The organism is Nonomuraea sp. NPDC050786 (assembly GCF_040654115.1).
Taxonomy (GTDB): Bacteria; Actinomycetota; Actinomycetes; order Streptosporangiales; family Streptosporangiaceae; genus Nonomuraea.
Window position 1 is genome coordinate 1 of the sequence record NZ_JBFAHJ010000016.1, and the last position, 18,856, is coordinate 18,856.

At 71.5% G+C, this 18,856-nt stretch carries 13 protein-coding genes; 4 read left to right on the top strand and 9 right to left on the bottom strand.

All coding sequences use genetic code 11. The annotated features are described in order from the left end of the window. The coding region (locus AB0H84_RS26885; RefSeq protein ID WP_357609603.1) for a nitronate monooxygenase at window positions 1-683 on the bottom strand (683 nt) is incomplete at its 3' end. Between the two features lie 161 nt (window positions 684-844). Further along, window positions 845-1,762 carry a DUF3068 domain-containing protein gene (locus tag AB0H84_RS26890; protein ID WP_357609605.1) on the bottom strand — a complete coding sequence of 306 codons (918 nt, stop codon included), beginning with the start codon at window positions 1,760-1,762 and terminating at the stop codon, window positions 845-847. Between the two features lie 167 nt (window positions 1,763-1,929). On the opposite strand from AB0H84_RS26890, the gene AB0H84_RS26895 reads away from it, so the two are divergent. After that, window positions 1,930-3,078 (top strand): acyltransferase, encoded by a 1,149-nt coding sequence (locus tag AB0H84_RS26895; RefSeq protein WP_357609607.1) that lies wholly within the window; start codon window positions 1,930-1,932, stop codon window positions 3,076-3,078. Here the strand turns inward: AB0H84_RS26895 and AB0H84_RS26900 are convergent. The 5 genes from AB0H84_RS26900 to AB0H84_RS26920 all read right to left on the bottom strand — a co-directional run bounded on the left by AB0H84_RS26900 (window position 2,999) and on the right by AB0H84_RS26920 (window position 11,130). Beyond that, window positions 2,999-7,456, bottom strand: a complete 4,458-nt coding sequence (locus tag AB0H84_RS26900) for an alpha-(1->3)-arabinofuranosyltransferase family protein (RefSeq protein ID WP_357609610.1) — start codon at window positions 7,454-7,456, stop codon at window positions 2,999-3,001. The two genes, AB0H84_RS26895 and AB0H84_RS26900, sit on opposite strands and share 80 nt — an antisense overlap. Next, on the bottom strand, window positions 7,453-8,547 hold the full coding sequence (locus AB0H84_RS26905) for a glycosyltransferase family 4 protein (protein WP_357609613.1): 1,095 nt from the start codon (window positions 8,545-8,547) through the stop codon (window positions 7,453-7,455). The genes AB0H84_RS26900 and AB0H84_RS26905 overlap by 4 nt, the downstream gene beginning before the upstream one ends. Further along, the gene (locus tag AB0H84_RS26910) at window positions 8,544-9,347 is read right to left on the bottom strand and encodes a glycosyltransferase (RefSeq protein WP_357609615.1); all 804 of its coding nucleotides are present in this window, start codon (window positions 9,345-9,347) and stop codon (window positions 8,544-8,546) included. The genes AB0H84_RS26905 and AB0H84_RS26910 overlap by 4 nt, the downstream gene beginning before the upstream one ends. 11 nt (window positions 9,348-9,358) lie before the next feature. Beyond that, on the bottom strand, window positions 9,359-9,493 hold the full coding sequence (locus AB0H84_RS26915) for a hypothetical protein (protein WP_357609617.1): 135 nt from the start codon (window positions 9,491-9,493) through the stop codon (window positions 9,359-9,361). Window positions 9,494-9,597: 104 nt separating this feature from the next. Beyond that, window positions 9,598-11,130, bottom strand: coding sequence for a hypothetical protein (locus AB0H84_RS26920; RefSeq protein WP_357609620.1), 1,533 nt, complete (start codon window positions 11,128-11,130; stop codon window positions 9,598-9,600). 85 nt (window positions 11,131-11,215) lie between these two features. On the opposite strand from AB0H84_RS26920, the gene AB0H84_RS26925 reads away from it, so the two are divergent. After that, complete coding sequence (locus tag AB0H84_RS26925; protein ID WP_357609622.1) at window positions 11,216-13,048, top strand: hypothetical protein; 1,833 nt, start codon at window positions 11,216-11,218, stop codon at window positions 13,046-13,048. Here AB0H84_RS26925 and AB0H84_RS26930 read toward each other — a convergent pair. Together AB0H84_RS26930 and AB0H84_RS26935 are read right to left on the bottom strand one after the other, a co-directional pair. Next, window positions 13,045-15,207, bottom strand: coding sequence for an acyl-CoA dehydrogenase (locus AB0H84_RS26930; RefSeq protein WP_357609625.1), 2,163 nt, complete (start codon window positions 15,205-15,207; stop codon window positions 13,045-13,047). The genes AB0H84_RS26925 and AB0H84_RS26930 overlap by 4 nt on opposite strands. A 63-nt stretch (window positions 15,208-15,270) precedes the next feature. Further along, entirely contained in the window at window positions 15,271-16,278 is a 1,008-nt protein-coding gene (locus AB0H84_RS26935) for a hypothetical protein (RefSeq protein ID WP_357609628.1), read from the bottom strand. Between the two features lie 47 nt (window positions 16,279-16,325). Here AB0H84_RS26935 and AB0H84_RS26940 point away from each other — a divergent pair, with 47 nt between their 5' ends. Beyond that, window positions 16,326-17,756 (top strand): AMP-binding protein, encoded by a 1,431-nt coding sequence (locus AB0H84_RS26940; protein WP_357609629.1) that lies wholly within the window; start codon window positions 16,326-16,328, stop codon window positions 17,754-17,756. Between the two features lie 17 nt (window positions 17,757-17,773). After that, entirely contained in the window at window positions 17,774-18,853 is a 1,080-nt protein-coding gene (locus tag AB0H84_RS26945; protein ID WP_357609632.1) for a trypsin-like peptidase domain-containing protein, read from the top strand. Window positions 18,854-18,856: the final 3 nt, after the last annotated feature.

An 18,856-nucleotide genomic window follows, 5' to 3' on the forward strand; every position in this document is an offset into this window, starting at 1 on the left:
CGGCCGTTGCCGATGCCGCCGGCGGCCAGGACGGGCACGTCCACGGCATCCACCACCTGCGGGATCAGCACCATGGTCGAGATCTCGCCCGTGTGGCCGCCGGCCTCCGTGCCCTGGGCGACCACCACGTCCACCCCGACCTCGACCTGCTTGAGCGCGTGCCTGGGCGTGGAGGCGAGGGCGGCGACCTTGACCCCGTGCGCGTGAGCGAGGTCCACCACGTCGGCGGGCGGCGGGCCGAGGGCGTTGGCCAGCAGGGCGATGGGGTGGCGGAGTGCGACCTCCACCTGCGGCCGGGCAGTGGCGTCCGTCCAGCCGAGCAGCACCTTGCCGGGGTCGGCGTCCGAGGACAGCTGCGGGACACCGTGCTTGGCCAGGAGGTTCTCGACGAACGACCGGTGGCCCGCGGGGATCATCGACTGCAGGCGGCCCACCAGCTCCTCGGGCGCGAAGTCGGCGCCCTCGTAGGAGGCCGGCATGACGACGTCCACGCCGTACGGCCTGCCGTCCACGTGGTCGTCGATCCACTTGAGCTCCGTCTCGAGCTCGTCAGGGGTGAAGTAGAGCGCTCCGAGCACTCCCATGCCGCCCGCGCGGCTGACGGCGGCGACGACGTCCCTGCAGTGGCTGAACGCGAAGATCGGGAACTCGATTCCGAACATGTCCGTGACACGTGTCCGCATGGCCCCGACAATACGTCCGCCGGATGGCGAACTGCAACGCGTTCTAGACTAGAACCTTTCGTCTGGTACCGGTGAGTAACCTAGGACGATAACGTGTTCTAGTTCGGCCTTCCTGGGGCATGAAAAAGGGGCCCGCATATCGCGGGCCCCCGAATGCGGGGTTACTCGCCGCGGGGACGCCGGCCGAGGACGACGCCGGTCAGCACCAGCGCGGCGCCCACGATGAGCAGGACCAGCGGGATGATGTTGCGCAGCAGGTTGATCTGGCTCTTGCCCGACTGCGCCTGCTTGACCAGGTCGTTGACGGTCTGCTCGGTCATCTTCGCGGTGCCGACGAAGGCCGGCGACCGCTCGATCCCGTCCTGGGTCTTCAGCACCTCGTGGCGCTGCACCTCCTGCTTGACCGGGGAGCCGGTGACCGGCTCGACCCAGAACGTGGTCTTGCCGTCGTACCACCGGTCGACCTGCACGTCCCCGGTGGTGCCCGTCATGCCGAGCACGTTGGCGGGCGCGCTGCGGGTCTCGGTCTTGGTCGGCGGGACGTTCTGCTCGAAGACGTAGACGGGCAGGCCGTTGACGTTGTCCTCACGCACGAAGGCGGCGTCGAACGCCTTGCCCGCCGTGGCGTTGAACACCTTGTACGTCTTCTTCTCCACGTCGAAGGGGAACTTGTAGATCTGCCCCTCCAGCGTGACCGGCTCCTTGTCGATGCTGTCCCCGCAGCAGTTGAGCGCCACCCCGGTGTAGCGGTCGAAGGCGCTGCGGCGCTCGGAGAGGTCGATCTGCGGCCGGCTGTTGGTCACGTCGTTGACGACCGTGGCCTCGTCCCAGACCACCCTCTTGGAGTTGGCCTCCTTCACGTCCCCGCGGGTGGTGACGAAGATCTGCAGGTCACCGGTGAGCACCTTCAGGTCCTGGAGCGAGAAGTAGCGAGCGCCCTTCGCCTCCAGCCGCGCGATGCCGAACTGGTCCGCGGGAGCGGCGATGATCTGGCCGGCCGCCCAGAATTTCAGCAGCGGAGCCAGCGCGATGAAGAAAGCCCCGAACCCGATGAGGACGAGCGTGGAGATACGACCCATCGAGGCCTCCGGATTTGTAGAACGTGTTGTCGTCTAGCGCGATCGTCGAGCAACAAAGTATGACAATGGGTGATGCGCGTCACGGGCGGCCATACCACCGCAATCAAATCGATAGAAACAGGTTCTATCGTGGTTTCCGCCGGCCGAGCGAGAGGGTGTGAGCAGAGGTGAAGAGCAGGGACGCGGCCCTCGACGGCATCCGCGCGTTCGCCGCGCTGGGCGTCTGGCTGCTGCACGTCGGCAGCAACACCGGCGTCATGTACCGCGAGGGCATGTACGCCTGGATGCTGGCCCGCCTCGGCATCGCCGTACCCATCTTCTTCCTCCTGTCGGGCCTGCTGCTCTACCGCCCGTGGGCGCGCGCGGTGATCGAGAATACGCCACGCCCGAAACCCCTGCTCTATCTGTGGCGCAGGGTGCTGCGGGTGATGCCGGTCTACTGGCTCGTGGTGGTGCCGGCGCTGTGGGCGTGGAGTTCGCCCGACTGGCTGGGCTGGGTCAAGTGGCTGCTGCTGCTGCAGAACTACTTCCCCGGCGAGCAGGCGGCCGAGGGGCTGTACCAGATGTGGACGCTCCCCATCGAGATGGCCTTCTACCTGGTGCTTCCGGTTCTGGCCTGGCTGCTGCACAAATGGGCACGCCGCGGCGGCAACCCGCCGGTCAGGCTGCTGGCAGGCATCGGGGTGCTGCCGGTGATCTCGGTGGCCACCGTGGTCGTGACGCGGGAGTTCGGGCAGCCGCAGCTCGCCCTGCTGCTGCCGTACCACCTGGTCTTCTTCGCCTGCGGCATGGCGATGGCCGTGCTGTCGGTGTGGATCGGGCACAGCAGGGTGATCGACGCGCTGACGCCGCAGCTCCTGGTGCTGGCCCTGCTGCTGTACGCCGTGCTGAGCACCGGGCTGGCCGGGCCGCGCACGCTGACGCTGCCGACCCTGTGGGAGTCGCTGCTGCGGATCAGCCTGGAGGCGGCGGTGGCGATGCTCCTGGTGGCGCCGTTCGCGCTGGCGCCCAGGGGCGACTCGCTCAGGCACCGGCTGGTCGGCAACCCCGTGACCGCCTACCTGGGCCGCATCTCCTACAGCTTCTTCCTGTGGCACGCGCCGCTGATCACGTTGCAGCTCAAGCTCACCGGGGCGCCGCCGTTCGGCGGCGACTTCCCCAGCGTGGCGGTGGTGTCGTTCCTGGGCACGCTGCTGCTCAGCGTCGGCAGCTACCATCTGATCGAGGTCCCGGCGCTCAAGCTCGGCCGGCTCCCGTCAGCACCTGCTCGGCCGCCGGCCGCTCCATCTCCGGCGCCGGTCGCTCCGGCTCCTTGACGAGCTGGCCGAAGAGCACGCCCATGGCCGCGCAGGCGGCCAGCTGCGGCAGCACGTCCAGCAGCAGCTCGCTGCCGGGCCACGTCATGGCCGCCGCCAGCGACAGCGTGGCCGCGCCGAAGGCGGCGGCGGCCGCCCAGTGCGCGGGCCGGCCCCTGTCCCGCAGCACGAGCGTCACGAGCAGGGCGCCGAGGACCGCGAGCATGCCCTGCCAGTTCGCCACCCAGCCGCCGAACGCCAGAGCGAGCACGACGGCGTACGGCGCCCGCAGGTGCCGCAGCCGGGCGGCCGAGGCGGGCGCGGTCTCGAGCACGTGCTCGGGGCGCGGGCCGCGCATGACCAGGGCGATCAGGGTCAGCAGGGCGATCCCGGCCAGGCCGAGGACGAGCGCGAGCCAGTAGGCGCGGTCCGGCACGTATTCAAGGCGCGCGGTCCCCGTGGTCCCGGCCGGCAGCTCCCAGCCCTGCTTCCAGCCGTCGATACGCACTGATTTGAGCGTCTTGCCGGCGATCTGTGCCCGCCAGCCGGCGTTGTAGTTCTCGTTGACGACGAGGAAGGAGTCCTTCGGGGCGGTCACCTTGACCTCGCGTACGGACGGCGTCCAGGTGCTCTGCACGGCCGCGCCCTCCACGCCGCGCGGTTTGACGGGCAGCGCGCCCGCCACGAGGTCGTCGATGACGAACGACTCCCAGCCCGCGACCCGCACCCGGTTGTCGCCGGCCACCAGCCTGGCCTTCGAGCACCCGTAGATCTGCACGGGCCGCTGCTCCAGCAGGTCGGCCTGGGTGCCGGCGACCTTGGTCTGGATGGCCCGCCCGTTCACCTCGATCCGGGGACCGGAGCCGCAGGGGAGCCTGAGCGGGACGCCGGCGAGCCTGCCCACGGGAGCGACGCCGGGCACCACGATCTCGGTCACCTGCAGCCGCTTCGAGATCGGCGTGAAGCGGAGCTGGAGCCGCGAGGTGGACAGCGGCTTGAACGTCAGGAGGCCCCGCGGATCGACCCGTCCCGCGCGGACGGCGCCGCGGTCGCCGGTCAGGACCACGTCGAGCGCCTGCTTGTCGCCCCCGGGGCGGCCGATCCGGAGCTGGGAGATCGTCCGCCGGCCCTTCCAGGCGATGGCGAGCGCGGGCTGGGCGTCGTCGGTGGCGGGAATCCAGGTGGTGCTCGCGTCCCCGTCGAACGCCGACCGGGGCGAGACCACCGCGTCCAAGGTGAGCTGGGACGAGCCGGTCACGCTGGTCAGATCCGCACTGATGCGCGTGTACCGGTCGACGAGCAGCGGATCCTTCAGCACGGCCGATCCCCGCACGTTCACGGTCGCGGCGGAAGCGGCGCTGAAAGTCCGGTCGAACCCGGTCTCCTCCCCCGGCTTGGCCAGCGCCGTCGCGTTGCAGATCCACCGGTACTGATTGCGCATGCAGGCGGGCCGCTCGTCGAGCCCCCGGTCCATGACGAACACGTCGCCGCCCTTTCCCGGCAGCCTGATCGTGCGCTCCGGCGTGACGCCGGGGATGGACAGCTCGACGATGCCGACCCGCTGGCCGTAGCTCCACTCGCCGGTGACCGTCCGCAGCACCTTGACCCGCACCCAGCTCGTGGGCCCGTCGGGGACGCGCAGCCGCTGCGGCTCCGTGATCCGCCGTACGTCCTGCGCCAGGCTCCCCGACTCGGTCTCCACGGCCACCCGCTTGATCGCCTGGCCGAGCAGCAGGTCGGGGGCGAGCATCACCTGCACGTACGGGATCCGCATCCGGCTGGGCAGGTCCACGCGGAGCCATTCGCCCTCCGCGGGCTTCGAGCCGTCGCTCTCCCAGCCGGTCTGCCCGTTGCCGTCCAGGGCTGCCCACGGGCCCCGGCCGGTCGTGCTGAGCCCGGCGATCGCGTACGGATCGGCGACCGAGGAGGAGGCCGTCACGCCTGCGATGCCGCCGTACTCGGCGGTGGCGGTGTCGTCCAGCCAGCCCTTCTCCAGCAGGTCCAGCGCCCTGACGCCGGAGAAGTCCGCCTTGCTGTCGGCCGTCAGCGTGGGCGACCAGTTCGACCTGATCTCGCCGAACGAGCGCTCGCGCAGCCGCAGCGCGTCGCTGACCACAGTCGGCGTTTCCCGCTTGCCCGCGTCGCCGTTCACCAGCACCGGGCCGTCGCCGAGCAGGCCGAGGTCGCCCATCGCGAGTAGCGAGTCCGGCCCGCCGCGCACGGCGAGCGCGTCGGCCACCGGCTGCACCGAGACCAGGTCCGAGCCGCCCGTCACCTCGTACAGGTCCAGCGCGGGGAACGGCGCGTCCAGCGACTCCACGGCGTCGTCGCTCTCCTTGTCGCCGACGAGCTCGCCGAACGAGCGCACCCGCTTGATGCCGGGCGATTCGCGCAGTGCCTCGAAGATCCGCGCGGGCCAGGCGCCCTGGAGGTTCGCCCTGTTCAGGTCGTTCCTGACGAGCAGGTACCGCACGCCCATCCTGCGCAGCACGGCGGTCAGCCCGGCCGAGCCGTGGCCCGCGGTGAGCCGCTGGTCGATGGCGTCGAGCAGCCTGGTCAGGCCCACCGAGCCGGGGGGCGTGATCTGCCTGGTGGTCCAGCGGGCCGTGGACAGCGCCTGCATGGGCTCGTCCAGCGGCCGGCCCCAGACGTACTCGCCGAACTTGGCCCCCGGCACGATGAGGACGCCGTCGTCGCCGGCGTTCTCGTCGAGCCAGGCCGCCGCCTCCCGCCAGTGCGACGGCACCTGCTTGAAGTCTCCGGGCGCGGCCAGGCCCTGGTTGAACACGGGCAGGACGAGGGCCGCGAACGCCACCGCCGACACCGTACGCAGCGGCAGCCTGGCCCGCACGAGCAGATGGGCGAGCCCGAAGGAGAGCGCGAGGCGTACCAGCGGGTCGAACTTCCGCAGGTTGCGCAGCGGCGCGAGCGGGCCGTCGAGCAGCCAGCGCACCGGCTCGGCCACGACCGGCTCCAGGGCGCTGATGTGCCCGGCGACCAGCGCCGTCACGCCGACCAGGAACAGCGCCACCACGAATCCCCTGGCAGGCAGGTCCCGGCGGGAGAGCCCGGCCAGGCCGAGCGCCGCCAGCACGCCGGTGACCACGACCATGGCCGCGGAGGTGGCGATCGCGAAGCCCGGCGGCTGGTCGAAGACGCCGTTGACCGGCAGGTAGCGCACCCAGTCCGAGGCGCCGCGCAGGACGTTCGTGAGCGAGGTGACCTGGGTGGTGGTCTCGGAGGTCTCGGTGTACGGCAGGAACGAGAACGCGTACCGGCCGACGAGCAGCAGCGGCAGCGTCCAGAACAGCGTGGCGACCGACACGGCCGCCGTCCACCAGGCGAGCAGCCGCCAGCGCGGCACCGGGCGCGGCCTGGTGAGGATGTAGACGACGGGGGCGACGAGCACGGCCAGCACGGCGACCGCGTTCACGCCGCCGCACAGCGCCACCGCCAGCGCCGACCTGACGGCCCCGCGGGCCCGCTGGCCCGTCTCCGAGGCGGTGAGCAGCGGGATCAGGATCCACGGCAGCATCGCGGCGGGCAGCCACTCGATCGAGATCTCGCCGAGGATGGAGAGCGTCCGCGGGGCCAGCGCGTACGCCAGCGCCCCCACGATGCGGGTGCCTTCGGTGCCGATGCCGAGCTGCCTGCCCAGCCGCTCCACGCCCAGGAACGCCACGCACATCAGCAACGTCAGCCAGAGCCGCTGCGTCACCCACGGCGTCACGCCTACCAGGTCGCCCAGGGCGAAGAACGGGCCCATCGGGAAGATGTAGCCCGCGACCTGGTTCTGGAGCTGGCCGAAGTGCTGGATGTCCCACAGGTGGGAGGCGCGCTCCAACCAGCCGAGCGGGTTGAGCGCGAGGTCCATCTTGGTGTCGGAGATCAGGTTGCCCGGCTTGGTGGTGAACGCCAGCACGGCGAAGCCGAGGCAGCACACCACCAGCCACCACCGCCGCCGCACCCGCTCACTGACCAGCCCGGGGGCCGCGGCACGCCCACCCCGCTCACCGACCGGCTCCGGGGCCGCAGCACGCCGGTCATCGGAGGGCCGCGCATTCGCGCTCCCATCGGCGGGAGGGAACTCGTCCGGCGGCGTAGAGGCACCAGAGGCCGACGGAGCAGACGCAGGCGCGCCGGGCACCAGCGGCGGCGTCCCGGACGAGTCCGCCATTGGCGGGGTGGCAGGCACCGGCCGCGTGACGGCGGGCACCGGCGGCGGGGTGGCAGTCGGCGTGACGGCGGGCACCGGCGGCGGGGTGGCGGGTGTGTCGGTGGGCGGTGGTTCGGGTTTGGTGCGGCCGGTGCCGGGGCGGCCGGCCACCAGGCGGTCGGTGGCCGGTTGCCTGGGAGAGCGGCCGGCCACGATCCGGTCGATCGGCGGCTTGCGGGTCACCACGCCTCCCAACCCGGCTCGACGTCATGGCCCAGCATCAGCGCGGTGAGGCGCCGCGCGCTGCGGTCCCAGGAGAAGCGGTCCGCCCATGCCCGACATTTCACGGCATAAGTCTGGTCCAGCTCGGTGAGTGCCGCGGCTATGCCCTTGGCCAGCTCCGTGCCCTCGGGCACCAGCCACCCCGTCTCCCCGTGCCGTACGGCATCCCGGAGCCCGTCCACGTCGAACGCCACGGTCGGCACCCCCAGCGTGGCCGCCTCGAGCACGCTCAGCCCCCATCCCTCACCTTGCGAGGCGCTCACGTGTATCCACGCCCGCGCGACCACCCGCGCCTTCTCCTCCTCCGTCAGATAGCCGTGGAGCGTGACGCCCTCAGGCAGCCGAGCGCGCAGCCGCTCCTCCTCGGGCCCGCGGCCGATGATGTCCACGGCCAGGTCCGGCCAGCGCTCCCTGAGCTCGGTCACGGCGTCGAGCAGCAGGTGAACGCGTTTGTGCGCGACGAGCCGCCCCAGGCAGACGAGCCGCGGCGCCGGGCTCTTGGCGACATCGCCGGGCCGGGCGATGCTCACCCCGTTCGGCACGATGTGCACCGGGCCGTCCCACCCGAGCCGCTCCCGCATGGCCCGCACCGTGGACGGCGACACGGCCACGCTCACCTGCCGCCGGTAGCTCCACCGGGCCACCGGCCCCTCCAGGAAGCGCCCGAACGCCGCCAGCCACCGCGGCAGGTGCAGGCCGAACTGCCGATCGTGCACGTGGTGGACGACGCAGAGCACCCGGGTACGCCGCCGCACGACCCACGGGGTGAAGAACGGGATCCCGTTCTGGCAGTCGAGCACCACGTCGAAGCGGCCGCGCCTGAGCAGCAGCCAGCAGAGCACCAGCGGATAGACGGTGAACGCCCCGCCCATCCGCACGATGCGCACCCCGTCAACCCGCTCCCCCCGGCTTTGGCCCGGCGCTCGCGCGGTGACGAAGCACACCTGGTGCCCCGCGCCCACGAATCGGCGGGCCATCTCCCAGGCGAACGTCTCGGCGCCGCCCGCCAGAGGATGCCAGGGGTCACGCCAGTTGACGACAGCGATCTTCACGGATATCCGACGGGGTCGAGCGGCGGCTCCCAGGCCGGGTCGGCGGCGGCCCGCGGCCGGGTGCGCAGCCGCAGCCAGATCCTGCCGAGCTCCATCACGATGCCGAACGTGTGCCGGGCCGGGGAGAAGCGCGAGCCCGGCATGTCGTGCCAGCGCACGGGCACCTCCTTCACCGCCGCGCCCTGCCCGACACAGCGCGCGAGGAGCTCGACGTCGAAGGCGAAGCCAGGGGTACGGAGCAGGACGGCGACCTCGCGGGCCAGCACCCCGTCGAAGAACTTGAACCCGCACTGGGTGTCGCTCACCCCGCGCACCAGCGCGCCGGCCAGCGCGCGGAAGGCGAAGGCGCCCAGCTCGCGGACCTTGCTGTGGCGGTTCTCGACGTGGGAGTCCCGGTGCCCCCTCGACCCGACCACCACCCGCTCCCCGGACAGCAACTGCCCGAAGGCGATGTCGATGGCGTCGAGGTCGGTGGCCATGTCGGCATCGACGAACCCGACGAACGGAGCGCTGGTGCCGAGCAGCCCGGCACGTACGGCGGCGCCCTTGCCGGGAGCCGGACACCGGATCAGCCGGACCGCCACCGGCCCATGCGGCCAGTTCGTGACGATCTCGGCCGTACGGTCCGTGCTGTTGTTGTCGACCACGATGACGGCGGTCGGGAACGGCATGCGGGCAAGCTTCGCGCACAGCTGCAGGAGGCCCCCGGGAAGTCGGCGTTCCTCGTTGTAGGCGGGAACGACGATCTCAAGCAGTGGTGGTCGGCTCGTCCCCCCGTCCCCATGCGGAGAGGGCGGCATGTCGGCTCGGGTTACCGGTCGCCGTAGAAGTAGAGCGGCTGGTTGACCGGCGTGGCGGTGGCGCCGGTGAGAGAGACCGTGGTGACCGTCGCCACGAGCGCCGCCACGGCGATGCCGATGATCGCTGCTAAGAGGATCTTTATCACGGGGGGTTCCTCCTCGAGCGGACAAATGGTGCGGGTCCGTCCCAACCTAGAACCAATTCTTGCTACTCGGAAGTAGCTCTGCGAAATCTTTATAAATCCCCTGATCAGGGCACGTGTCGATGCGGCACGGGCCCGTCGAATCGATAGAGCCGCAGGTCACCCGTACTTATCAGCACTCTCGCACTCCGTAGCCATACGCCGAACCGTTGCCGCTCTTCAACTGTCCCCGCGTTGACTATCACGTAGCGAAATCCCGCCGCGGGAAGATCGGGCGAGGACCCTTCTAGTACGTGTTCTACCGCCTGGGCCCGTGTGTCCTCGCTCTTCACGACCATGTCTCCGACCCGTACGACGTCGTTGGAGAGCACCCTCCGCCCCGGCACGGCGAAGAAGCGCTGCGCGGGATCCAGCACCGCCCGCCCCCCGTTCCACGGGAACCTCCGGTAGGACTCGAACGGCAGCACCAGCACGTCCCCGGGCTCCGGATCCCGCCGGATCACCTCACGCGCGGCGCTCCAGCTCTCCGGATAGGAGACGGCCCCCAGCGTCCCGAGCGACCCCCACGCCATGGTGGGCAGCACGGCCACCGGCACCAGCGCCATCGCGACGACCCACCCCCGCTCGCGCGCCACCGACTCGACGAGCAGCCCGAGCCCCAGAGCCGCCACCAGCGCCAGCGGCGCCACGAACTGCTGGGCGTCCCTGAACACCGCGAACCCGCCCCACACCCCGACCAGCCACGCGAACGCCACCCGCCCGGCCTCGGTGACGCCCGCGCACGCGATGCCCAGCCCGGCCAGGGCCGCCACAACCAGGCCCTTCTTGTACGGCACGTCTCCCCGCAGGAAGAACACGATCCCGGCCAGCGTGAGCAGCAGCCTGGCCGCCGCCCCGGCGAAGGCCCCGTAACCAGGAGGAACCGCGTAGGCGTTCCAGATCCCGCCCAGCGACAGCAGGCTCCCCACCGCGCCGAACGGCGTGTCGGCCCTGGCCGCGAACGCGTACACACCGACCGGGTCGCCGTGGATCCCCTCGGGCCGCAGCGCGGTGGGCACCAGCCACGGCAGGCTGAAGGCCGCCAGCAGCCCCGCCACCGGCAGGACCCGCCGTGCCACCGGAAGCGCCGCGATCGCGGTGACCGTCATCGCCGCGAACCCGCCGACCGCCGCGGGCAGCATGGCCGCCGCCACCCGCCGTCCCGTCCACGCGGTCCGCACCACCCACGGCAGCCCGGCGTACCCGAGCAGCAGCGCCCACTGTCCCATCAGCAGCCGCTCGGCCACGTACGGGTTCCACACGTAGAACGCGCCCGCCACCAGCCGCGGCCCCAGCGACCCCGACGGCAGCAGCAGCGCGGCCCCCGAGCACCCCAGCACGAAGATCCCCAGCAGGATCGCCTTCTGCACCAGCTCGGCGGGGAGCACCAGCGACAGCGCGGTCACCACGGCGTCGCTCGGGACGACCCGCGCGGCCCCGCCCGCCAGCCCGAACGTCCACGCGGTGAACGACGGGTCAGGCACGAACACCATGTCCTGGAGCAGCGTGAAACCCCAGCCCAACGCGGGCCCGAGCGCCAGGCAGCCGAGCGCGAGCCCGAGGAGGGCGGAGGCAGGCCCGGCCCGGGGTGTGTGCGGCATCCCGCTATGACATCACAACCGTGCTACGGCCATTCCACGGCCATTCCAGGGCCGACCCCGACGTGGTTGAGTCGTCGCGGGGGTGATGGGGAGAGTGGTTGCAGCGGGGGCGCGCCAGTGGTCGCGCAGCGGCGACGCCGTGCTCGCCGCGGGCCTGGTGATGGTCGCGGTGCAGCTCGTGTGGAAGTTCGAGCTGGTCAGGCGGACGTACTTCCGCCAGGACGACTTCATGTTCATCGCCAGAGGGCTGGAGAGCCCGCTGTCGTGGGACTACCTCATGCGGGTCGACTTCGGCCACATGATGCCGGGGGCGTTCGCGATCCACTGGGCGATGGGGCGGCTCGGCGTCTACAACGACGCCCTCGCGCACGTCCTCACCATCAGCCTGCAGGCGGCGGCCGGCCTGGCGCTGCTGCGGCTGCTGCGGCTGCTGTTCGGGACGCGTCCGGCCATCCTCGTCCCGCTGGGGTTCTACCTGCTGACGCCGATGACGATCCCGGGGCTGTCGTGGTGGGCGGTGGTGGCCGAGACGCTGCCGTTCCAGATCGCGCTGCCGATGGCGCTGGCCTCCCACGTGCACTACACCCGCACCGGGCGCTTCAGGCACGCCGTGGCGGCGGCCGGGTGGACGGTGTTCGGGATGGTCTTCTTCGTCAAGGCGCCGTTCATCCCGGTGCTGGCCTTCGTGCTCACCGCCGGGTGGCTCGGCGGGCTGCGGCTGTGGCGGGGGTGGCTGCTCTACCTGGGCGTGCTCGTGCCGTACGCGGTGCTGTTCTTCCGGCAGCTGTTCACGTCGGTGCAGCTCACGAACGACACGTTCCGGCCCGTGCTGCCCAGCGCCGAGGTCGCGGCGAAGTCGGCGTGGACGCTGCTGACCGGCTCCCTCGTGCCCACGTCGCTGGGCGGCCCCTGGCGGTGGCAGCCGATCGGCGAGGACTACGCGCTGGCCGCCACGCCACCCGCGCTCATCTGGGCGAGCCTGGCGGTCGCGGGCGTCGCCGTGGGCGTGTCCGTGATCTGGCGGCGGCGGGCCTGGCTGGCGTGGCTGGCCCTGCTGGGCTACTTCCTGCTGGCGGACGTGGTGCCGATCATGCTGGGGCGGGTCGAGCTGCTCGGTCCCGATCTGAGCGGGTTCGAGCTGAGGTACGTCTCCTCCACCGCCACGGTCGTGGCGCTGGTCATCGGGCTGGCGTTCATCCCGGTCGAGGGCGAGGAGCGGCCCTGGCGCCGTCCCGCCCTACGGCTCAGGTGGGCGTGGGCGCCGGTGGCGGCGGTGTTCGCGGCGGGCTCGGTGTGGTCGGTCGCCGCCTACGCCGACCGACCGCTCGGCGCGAACGTCAGGAGCTACGTCGAGACCGCCAGGCAGGCGCTGGCCCGCCTGCCCGCGGGCTCGGTCGTCCTGGACACCTACGTGCCCGCCAAGATCGCGTTCCCCGTCTTCTTCTACGACTACGCGCTGCAGTCCCGCATCCTCGGCCCGACCGCGCCCCGCGAGATCACCTGGGCCAGGAGGCTCGCCGGCCCCCTGGCCCAGCCGCTGATCTTCGACGAGCAGGGCCGGGTGCGGCCGGTGGCGATCGACGGCGTCACGATCCCGGCCGGCGCCTCCTGCACTCCTGTCGGACCGTCCGAGGTGCGCCTGCGGCTGCCCGTCCCGATCCCGGACGGCGAGCACACCGTCCAGATCTCCTACCTGAACGGCGCCCCGACCACCCTGGACGTGCGGCTCGGGGCGGCGCGGAGCACCGCCGTGCCCGCGGGCAGCGACCTGGGCACGACGTACGCGACGATCAGCGGCGGCGGGAGCGAGCTGGCCGTCCGCGCCGTCGGCCCCGGCTCCTGCGTCGGCGAGATCAAGATCGGCGTCCCGGTCCCGGCCCAGAACGTCGCGCCCGTCCCGCCGCAGCCCGTCCGCTAGTCCCTCGGCAGGCCCAGCATCCGCTCACCGATGATGTTGAGCTGCACCTCCGTGGTGCCGCCGTAGATGGTCATCGCCCTGGTGGCGAGCACCGCCCGGTTCCAGTAGCCCGCGTCGCCGAGCTTCATGTCGGCGGCCACGACCGCCGCCGGGCCGAGCAGCTCCACCGCCGTCTCCGAGACGTGCTGGGCGTGGGAGGTGGACAGCAGCTTGCGTACGGAGGCGTCCGCGCCCGGCTCGCTACCGGCCAGCTGCTTGAGCGTGACCCGCAGCGAGAGCGCGTTGATCGAGTGGCCCTCGCAGACCACCTCGGCCACCTGCTGCTCCTCGGCCGGCGTCAGCTCGCGGCCGAGCCGGCCGATCAGGCCCAGCAGGTCGGGCACGGAGGCGCCGGTGCCGCCGGAGCCGGACGACAGCGAGACGCGCTCGTTCGAGAGCGTGTTGCGGGCGACCTTCCAGCCGTCGCCGACCTCGCCCACGACCAGGTCGTCGGGGACGAAGACGCCGTCGAGGAAGACCTCGTTGAACAGGTTCTCGCCGGTCATCTCGGTCAGCGGCCTGACGGTGACGCCCGGGGCCTTCATGTCGACCAGGAAGTACGTGATGCCTTCGTGCTTGGAGCCCTCGCTGGAGTTGCGGGCGATGCAGATGCCCCACTCGGCCACGTGGGCGACGGAGGTCCAGATCTTCTGCCCGGTGAGCGTCCAGCCGCCCTCGACCTTCTCGGCCTTCATCTGCAGCGAGGCCAGGTCCGAGCCGGCGCCCGGCTCGGAGAAGAGCTGGCACCAGATCATCTCGCCGCTGAGCGTCTTCGGCAGGAAGCGCTCCTGCTGCTCCGGCGTGCCGTACGCGGCGATGGACGGCACCACCCACGCACCGATGATCATCGCGGGCAGCTTGACCTTGGCGGCCTTGAGCTCCTGGGCGATCAGCACCTGCTCCAGCGGCTTGGCGTCACGGCCCCACGGCCTGGGCAGGTGTGGCATGACGAAGCCGCGCTCGGCCAGGGCCCGCTTCTGCTCCTTGCCCTCCAGCCGGGCGATCTCCGCGATCTCGGCGCGGATCGACTCGCGCAGCTCCTCGGCGTCCTCGGGCAGGTCGATCACCATCTCGCGGGAGACGCCCTGCAGGGCCAGCTCGGTCACCTTTGCCGCCCACTCGGCCGACGAGCCGAGCAGGGCACGCAGCGTGAGGGCGCGGCGGTAGTAGAGGTGGACATCGTGCTCGAAGGTGTAGCCGATGCCGCCGAACGTCTGGATGGCGTCCTTGGCACACTGGACGGCGGCGTCGGGGGCCATCACCCCGGCGATGGCGGCGGCGTAGTCCAGCTCTTTCCCATCCGCTCTGGTGGCGTCCCACACCGTCGCGCGGGCCTGCTCAAGGGCGACGAGCATGCGGGAGAGCTTGTGCTTGATGCCCTGGAACTGGCCGATCGGGCGGCCGAACTGGACGCGTACCTTGGCGTATTCCGCGGCGGCCGTGACGCACCAGGAGGCCAGGCCCGCCGCCTCGGCGCCGAGCAGGATCGCGGCGATGTTGCGCACGTCGGAGCTCTGGACGCCGCCCAGGATGCCCTCGGCGGGCACGACCACCTCCGACAGCTCCACCTTGGCCACCGGCCTGGTCAGGTCGAGGGACCTGACCGGGGTGACGGTGGCGGAGGAGGCGTCGACCAGGACCCACTCCTCACCGTCGGCCGTGGAGACCGGCAGCACGAGCGCGTCGGCCAGCGAGCCGCCGAGCACCGGGTCGGCCGTGCCGGAGACGACCAGGGAGCCGTCCTCGGTGCGGGTGCCGCTCAACGAGCCGGTCAACGCGACGGCGGCGGTCAGGGTGCCGTCGGCGAACGACTCCAGGTGCTCGGGGCGCTTGGAGGCGTTGATCACGGCGCTGGCGAGCACGGTCGGCAGGTAGGGCCCCGGAGCCATGCGCTCGGCCAGCGCCTCGACGGCCACGGCCGTCTCCAGCAGCCCGTAGCCGGAGCCGCCGTGCTCCTCGGGCACATGCAGGCCGAGCAGCCCCTGTTCGGCGAGGCCCGGCCAGAACGCGGGGCGCGTGTCCGCCCCGGCACGCAGCAGCTCCGACGGGATGTTCCGCTCGGCCCAGCCGCTCACCGACTCGCGGAGCGCCTCGTGCTCCTCGCTCAACCCGATCGCCATGCTCATCCTCCATGCCAGGTACGGCCATCACCCAGAACCATATTCTAGAGGATGCTTCTGGGCCTAGAGCGGGCGAACCCGTTCCACGAGGGTGTTGATGTCGCGCCAGTGCTTCTTGTGCGTCTCGGGGATGGAGGCCAGGAGCATCGCGGGCTTGGTCCTGCCCACCTCGACGACCGTCACCATGCCCTGGGCGACCTGCTGCTCGCCGCCGGCCGGGTACGTGACCTGGTAGCCGAGCGTCCAGCCCGTGCCGACCGGGATCTTCCCGGACGCGGTCCAGGCGAGCGTGGCGCCTTGGGGGTACTGGGTGGCGACCGCCCAGCGGGCGGCCTCGACGGCGAGCCGGCGGTAGTCGGCGTCCTTCGAGGGCTTCTTCGCGGGCGAGTCGCCCGGGAACATGGCCGAGGCGATCACCGTGGGCGGGACGGCCACCTTGCCGATGCGCTGCGCGATCGAGAACGGCTGGACCGACTTGGCCTTCCACGGCGCGGCCAGCCGGGGATAGCTGATCCCGGTGTCCTTGTCACTGACGATGCCGATGACCACGGATGCCGTGCCTGACAGGGTCGGATACTTCCGGCTCGCCGGCGCGGGCGGCAGCGCGATGGGGCTCACGGTGCCGCTCGGAGCCGGGGGCGCCACGGAGGAGGCGGAGGCCGGTGCGGGGGCGACGGAGGCGCTCCGCTCGGCGGCCTTCTTGTTGGCGGGCACGTCACCGGAGAAGAGCATGAAGATCAGGAACACGGCAAGGACCGTGCCGATGATGGCGGCGACAAGGTAGACGACCTTCATCGGGATGTCGCCGATGCCACGCTTCGGCGGCTCCGGGATGGGCGGCAGCGAGGACAGCGCACTGCCCGGCGGCGGCCGTTCCGGGGTCTGTGACTCCGGGGTCTGCGGCTTCGGGGCCCGTGATTCCGGGGCCTGCGGCTCCGGGGTCTGCGGAGCGGGGAGCCGCTGTGCCGGCGGGCGGGGGATCTGGACCGTCTCCTCGGACGGCAGGACGATCTTACGGAACGGGGTGGTGGGTGAATCGTGCGAGGGCACCTGGTCGCCGACATCCGCCATGACCTCGAGATTACGTCACAAGAGAGCATTCTGTAGGGTCTGCGGATATGAGGGGTTTCTACGAGATCGCTGCCAACGACCCCCAACGTCCCGCGCTCCTCGGCGACGCGGGCGCCACCTACGGAGAGCTGCTCGCCCGGGTGAACCGGGCCTCCAACGGCCTGACGTCCCGCGGAGTCGCCCCCGGCGACCGCGTGGTCACCGTGCTGAAGAACGGGCTCGACGCGCTCACCATGATGCTCGCGACGTACCAGACCGGCGCGCACCTCGTCCCCGTGAACTGGCACTTCACGGCCGAGGAGATCGACTACATCGTGGCCGACTGCGGGGCCGCGGTGGTGGTCTCGCCGCAGGCCCTCACGGTCGGCGAACTCGTCTCGGGGCAGCCCGCCGACCCGCCCGCGCACCGGCGGGCCGGGTCCATGATGCTCTACACCTCGGGTACGACGGGGCGACCCAAGGGAGTGCGGCGGCGGCTGCTGGACCTGACGCCGGAGGAGCTCTACCCGATCCTGATGCGGAAGAGCTGGCGCCATTTCGGGCTGCCCTTCGGCGGGGTGCACCTGGTGTGCTCGCAGCTCTACCACTCGGCGCCGTACGGGCAGGCCATGATGGCGCTGCAGTTCGGGCACTCGATCGTGGCGCCGGAGCGGTTCGAGGCCGCCGAGACGCTGCGGCTGATCGAGCGGTATCGGGTGACGAACGCGTTCATGGTGCCCACGATGTTCCACCGGCTGCTGGGGGTGCCGGACCGGGAGTCGTACGACCTGTCGTCCCTCACCCACCTCTACCACGGGGCGGCCCCGTGCCCGCCGGCCACCAAGAAGGCCATGATCGACTGGCTCGGTCCCGTGCTGTGGGAGTACTACGGCTCCACCGAGGCGGCCGTGGCGACCATGGTGTCGTCACAGGAGTGGCTGGCCAGGCCCGGCACGGTCGGCAGGGCGCTGGACGGGAAGAGGTTCACGATCGTCGGGGAGGACGGCCGGGAGGTGGAGCCCGGATCGCCGGGGCTCGTCTACATCGGCGGGATCAGCCGGTTCGAGTACCACGACGACCCGGACAAGACGGCGGCGGCGATGCGCGGGCAGGCGTACACCCCGGGCGACATCGGCTACCTCGACGAGGACGGCTACCTGTTCCTGCTGGACCGGCGGACCGACCTGATCATCTCCGGCGGGGTCAACATCTACCCGGCCGAGATCGAGGCCGCGCTGCTCGAGCACCCTTCCGTGGCGGACGTGGCGGTGATCGGCGTACCAGACCCGGAGTGGGGCCAGCAGGTCGTCGCGCTCGTGCAGCCGGCGGCCGGGATCGCGGGCTCGGACGAGCTCACGCGTGAGCTGCTGCGGCACTGCGAGCCCCGGCTGGCCCGGCTCAAGCACCCACGCGTGATCGAGTACCGCGAGTCGTTGCCGCGCACGCCCACAGGCAAGCTGAGCAGGCGTGACGTCCGGGAAGCGTATCTTTCTGGCTGAGGGGGCACACTCCTGCCATGAAGAGGATCGTCGCGGGATTGGCCACCGCCGCCGTGCTGCTCGCCGGCTGCGGCTCCCCTCCCGCGCCCAGAGCCACATCGGCGGGCTCCCCCACTTCATCGCCGGCCGCCTCGTCGCCGTCGCCGTCGGCCTCCCCGTTGTCGCTGGCCTCCCTCGAGGCGGCGTACGAGGACGTCATCGCCAACGTGCTGCCGTCCATCGTGCAGATCAACACCAAGGTCGGGCTCGGTTCCGGCATCGTGTACGACACCGCCGGACACATCATCACCAACGCCCACGTGGTCGGACAGTCCACCAGCATGGAGGTCACGATCGCCACCGGCGGCGCCCCGCGCCAGGCCAGGCTGGTCAAGTCCTTCGACGCGGGCGACCTCGCGGTGATCAAGGTGGACCACCCCGACGGGCTGCGGCCCGCGAGGTTCGGGGACTCGGCCAAGGTGCGGGTCGGGCAGATCGTGCTCGCCATGGGCAACCCGCTGGGCCTGTCGGGCAGCGTGACGAACGGCATCGTCTCGGCCATCGGCCGTACCGTCTCCGAGCCGCAGGAGGAGGGCTCGCCGGGCGCCACGATCGCCGGCGCCATCCAGACCTCGGCCGCGATCAACCCGGGCAACAGCGGCGGGGCGCTGGTGGACCTGTCAGGCCGGGTGATCGGCATTCCCACGCTCGCCGCCACCGACCCCGACCTGGGCGGGGGCACCGCGCCCGGCATCGGCTTCGCGATCCCGAGCAACACCGCCACGGACATCGCCGCCCAGATCATCAAGCAGGGCAGGGTCACCAACAGCCACCGGGCCGCACTCGGCATCAGGGGCAGCACGGTGATCGGCTCGGACGGGAGGCCGACCGGGGTGGGCGTCGTACGCGCCGAGCCGGGCGGGGCCGCCGCCAAGGCCGGGATCCGCGCCGGTGACCTGATCGTCTCGATCAACGGCAAGAAGACGCCGACGATGGCGGTCCTGGCGGAGACCATCGCCACCCTCAAGCCCGGCGACCAGGCCAAGATCGGCGTCCTCCACCCCGACGGGAGCACGAAGACGGTCACCGTGACCCTGGGCCAGCTGCGGGGCGACTGACAA

Excerpts from the sequence above, each read along its gene's own strand:
- AB0H84_RS26890 (WP_357609605.1), bottom strand. The coding sequence starts at position 1,762 with ATGGGTCGTATCTCCACGCTCGTCCTCATCGGGTTCGGGGCTTTCTTC.
- AB0H84_RS26910 (WP_357609615.1), bottom strand. The coding sequence starts at position 9,347 with ATGCCGCCCTCTCCGCATGGGGACGGGGGGACGAGCCGACCACCACTG.
- AB0H84_RS26920 (WP_357609620.1), bottom strand. The coding sequence starts at position 11,130 with ATGCCGCACACACCCCGGGCCGGGCCTGCCTCCGCCCTCCTCGGGCTC.
- AB0H84_RS26925 (WP_357609622.1), top strand. The coding sequence starts at position 11,216 with ATGGGGAGAGTGGTTGCAGCGGGGGCGCGCCAGTGGTCGCGCAGCGGC.
- AB0H84_RS26930 (WP_357609625.1), bottom strand. The coding sequence starts at position 15,207 with ATGGCGATCGGGTTGAGCGAGGAGCACGAGGCGCTCCGCGAGTCGGTG.
- AB0H84_RS26935 (WP_357609628.1), bottom strand. The coding sequence starts at position 16,278 with ATGGCGGATGTCGGCGACCAGGTGCCCTCGCACGATTCACCCACCACC.
- AB0H84_RS26940 (WP_357609629.1), top strand. The coding sequence starts at position 16,326 with ATGAGGGGTTTCTACGAGATCGCTGCCAACGACCCCCAACGTCCCGCG.
- AB0H84_RS26945 (WP_357609632.1), top strand. The coding sequence starts at position 17,774 with ATGAAGAGGATCGTCGCGGGATTGGCCACCGCCGCCGTGCTGCTCGCC.